The sequence below is a fragment of the Streptomyces sp. NPDC004561 genome (assembly GCF_053602155.1).
Window position 1 is genome coordinate 1 of record NZ_JBSGDB010000714.1, and the last position, 3,297, is coordinate 3,297.

A 3,297-nucleotide genomic window follows, 5' to 3' on the forward strand; every position below is an offset into this window, starting at 1 on the left:
GACGGCACCATCGACAACGGCACCGCCTGGCTGAAGACCCCCGGCCGGCCGGGCGCGGCCTGGCCCCTGCGCCACTGAGCCGTCGGGCGGATCACTCGCCCTTCGCGGCGGTCAGGCCCTGGACCCTGCCCAGGACCGACACCGCGCCGCCGCCCGCCGGGTCCAGCGCGACCTGGTTGGCGACGGACTCCAGGGTCAGCGACTGGCTGATCTCGCCCGTGGTCAGGGCCTGCACGTCCTTGTTCGGGGCCGGCACGGAGGCGCCGGACGCGGCGGTCTGCTTCTCGTAGTGGTGCGTGGCGAAGAACACCAGCGCGCCGCCGTCCGCCGTGCGCAGCGCGAGCGGCGCGTAGTCGCCGCGGGTCAGCGGCTGGTCGATGAACTGCCGGACCAGGCCCGGCTGTTCGGCCCGGTTCGTGCGGTACGCGCGCAGACCGCTGGTGTTCGGGCCGTCGGCGAAGGTCTTCCCGCCGCGCTTGAGATAGGCCGCGTAGTCCCGGCTCAACGCGCTCGGCCGGTCGGCCAGTCGCGGGGAGCCGGCGGGCACCGCCTCGGCCCAGCCGTCCTTGTCCTTGCGGAACTGCGGTAGGGCACCGGGCGCGACCAGCGTCAGATAGGCCACCCGCCACCGCCGGCCCACGTCGCTCCGGGTGAACACCAGCAGCCAGCGGACGTCGCCGCCCTTGTTGCCCTTGGCGTCGGCGACGAACCAGCGCGGCCAGCCGGCCTTCCTGGGGATGGTGAACCTCGCGTCCGTCAGCGTCAGCGGGGTGTGACTCGCGTTGCCGGACGGGCTGTTGGAGTGGCCCGCCTTCAGCCGGGCCGAGTCGATGTCGGCGAGGGCGCCGGTGACGTAGGGCGCGTCCAGGGAGCTGTCGTAGGCCTTGTCGGCCTTGTTGTAGGCGGCGGTGAACGCGGCCAGGGCCCTGGCGGCCTCGGCCCGGGTGGCGGAGGGGAGCACCTCGCGCTCCCCGTGCACCACCACGCAGCCGCTCGCCGTCAGGGACAAAGCGGTCAGTGTCGCCGCTACGAGTGCGTTCCGGTCACGCCGGCGAAGCCGTCGAGGGCTGCGTTCCCTGGTCATCGGGCTCCTTCACCTTCCCCTTCCCGGAGGCGAACCCTACCGGGGCGAGGAACACCGCGAGCACCGGGACCAAGTACAGCGCCCACACCGTGACCTGTACGACCGTCGGGTCCGGCTGGAAGTTGAGGACGCCCTTCAGCAGGGTGCCGTACCAGCTGTCCGGCGGGACGGTGCCGCTGATGTCGAAGGCCAGGTGGTTGATGCCGGGGATCCAGCCGGCCTCCTGCAGGTCGTGGAAGCCGTACGCCAGCACGCCCGCCGCGACCACGACCAGCATGCCGCCGGTCCAGGTGAAGAACTTCGCCAGGTCGATGCGCAGGGCGCCCCGGTAGAACAGCCAGCCGAGCAGGACGGCCGTCGCGAGACCGAGGGCGACGCCGATCAGCGGGCGGGGGGTGCCGTCGGAGGCCGCGTGCACCGACGCCCACACGAACAGCGCGGTCTCCAGGCCCTCCCGGCCGACGGCGAGGAAGGCGGTGGCGACCAGCGCGCCCGTGCCCATGGCGAGCGCGGCGGCCAGCCTGCCGTGCAGCTCCGACCTCAGGTGCCGGGCGGTGCGCCGCATCCAGAACACCATCCAGGTCACCAGGCCCACGGCGACGACCGACAGCGAGCCGCCGAGCGCCTCCTGCGCCTGGAACGTCAGCTCCTGGGAGCCGAACTCCAGAGCGCAGCCGAAGCCCATCGCGAGGGCGATCGCCACGCCGATGCCCGCCCAGATCGGCCTCAGGGCGTCCCGGCGGCCGGTCTTGACCAGGTAGGCGATGAGGATGCAGACGACGAGCGACGCCTCCAGGCCCTCCCGCAGGCCGATCAGGTAGTTGGAGAACACGGGCTACGCCTCCTTCGTCAGCAGGGCGCGGCCCCACCAGTCGTCCGCGTCCCGGACGCCGGGCGGGACCGCGAAGACCGCCGAACCCACGTGCTGGATGTACTCGTTGAGCGCGTCGTGCGCGGCCAGCCTGCGCTGGAGCGGGATGAAGCCCTCGCGCACGTCACGCTGGTAGGCCAGGAAGAACAGTCCCGCGTCCAGGCGGCCGAGGCCGTCGGTGCCGTCCGTGAAGGAGTAGCCCCGGCGCCCGGCGAGCGGCACGGTGGCGTCGGCCTGGTCCTGGGCGTACCGGCGGTAGTCCGCGACGGCCCGGTCGAGTCCCGGGTCGCGCCGGGCGGCCCGGCCGGAGCCGGTCACGGTGAGCTTCTGCCGGACGCCGTGGCCCTTCATGCCGGGGCGGCAGGCGATCTCGTACGACCCGGCCTCCACCTCGGCGGTCAGCGTGTACCTGGTGCCGGGGCCGATGTTCTCCTTCTCGGAGACGATCCGGTCGTCCGGGAACAGGATCTCGACCTCGGTGGCCTTCGCGCCCTTGTTCTCTATCCTCAGCGTGACCTGCCCGGCCGGTACGGACTTCGACGAGGTCTCGCACTCCGCGTCGGCCGCGGTGACCTGGACGGCGGCGCCGTCCTCGGCATCGCTCTTCGCGGTGCAGGCCGTGAGGGCGGTCAGAGCGGCCGCGGTGGCGGCGGCGGTGACGGTCAGTCGGACGGCTCGCATGCAGGCCCCCGGCGGAACTTACCTTAGCCTTACCTTGCTCTCACCCTTCGGGGTCGTGATCCGGCTCCCACGGCGGCGTGGGAGGGTGACGGGCATGGGGAACGCGCGCAGGGAACCGCTGGGCCGGGGCCGGCTGGTGCTGGACGTCGCGGACCGTCCCGGTCCACCGCGACTGCGCTTCGAGACCGCCGCCGACGGCCGGCTGCTGCTGCGGCAGGGGGAACGGCCGCTGCTGCTCGGCCGCTCGGTCGCCGGGAGCGCGCCCTGCTGCCCCGAGCTGTTTCTGCACCGCCTCGACGGCTACCGCTCACCGCTGCCGCCCCCGCGCGCGGCACTGCTGCGGTCGTCCGTCAACTGGCCGCACGAGTACGCGCGCCGGCTGGAGGCGGCCGACGGCACCCCGCTCGCCGCCGGCCGCTGGGAACTGGCCCTGCGCACCGGCTTCCCGCCCGGCATCTGGGACGAGGACCTCGTGCGCGAGTGGCCCGGCGGCCGCCTCGGGCTGTACTGCGGCGGCGGCTGGCACGGCGTCGTACCGCTGCGCCCGCTCTCGCCGCCGCACGACGGCCGGGTGAAGGCGTACCGCAAGCACGTCCGCGAGGGCACGGCCGCACCGGTGCTGCTGTGGTGGGTGACCTTCCTCGACGGCTGGCTCCTGCTC

The 3,297-nt window shown here is 73.5% G+C and carries 4 protein-coding genes; 1 reads left to right on the forward strand and 3 read right to left on the reverse strand.

Going from position 1 to position 3,297, the window contains the following annotated elements:
• Positions 1-91: 91 nt before the first annotated feature.
• Genes ACWEN3_RS44090 through ACWEN3_RS44100 form a run of 3 tightly spaced genes read right to left on the reverse strand, consistent with a single transcriptional unit; the run spans position 92 to position 2,636 of the window.
• Positions 92-1,084 carry a hypothetical protein gene (locus tag ACWEN3_RS44090; protein ID WP_452983669.1) on the reverse strand — a complete coding sequence of 331 codons (993 nt, stop codon included), beginning with the start codon at positions 1,082-1,084 and terminating at the stop codon, positions 92-94.
• Positions 1,044-1,916, reverse strand: coding sequence for an iron uptake transporter permease EfeU (efeU, locus tag ACWEN3_RS44095; protein ID WP_452983672.1), 873 nt, complete (start codon positions 1,914-1,916; stop codon positions 1,044-1,046). Before efeU ends, ACWEN3_RS44090 begins: the two co-directional genes overlap by 41 nt.
• A 3-nt stretch (positions 1,917-1,919) precedes the next feature.
• Positions 1,920-2,636, reverse strand: a complete 717-nt coding sequence (locus ACWEN3_RS44100) for a cupredoxin domain-containing protein (RefSeq protein ID WP_452983675.1) — start codon at positions 2,634-2,636, stop codon at positions 1,920-1,922.
• Positions 2,637-2,730: 94 nt separating this feature from the next.
• On the opposite strand from ACWEN3_RS44100, the gene ACWEN3_RS44105 reads away from it, so the two are divergent.
• Positions 2,731-3,297, forward strand: a 567-nt coding sequence (locus tag ACWEN3_RS44105; protein WP_452983678.1) for a hypothetical protein, incomplete at its 3' end; no start/stop codon positions are given.

Bases quoted from the DNA above. Each gene is read 5' to 3' on its own strand.
- ACWEN3_RS44090 (WP_452983669.1), bottom strand. From the start codon at position 1,084: ATGACCAGGGAACGCAGCCCTCGACGGCTTCGCCGGCGTGACCGGAAC.
- ACWEN3_RS44100 (WP_452983675.1), bottom strand. From the start codon at position 2,636: ATGCGAGCCGTCCGACTGACCGTCACCGCCGCCGCCACCGCGGCCGCT.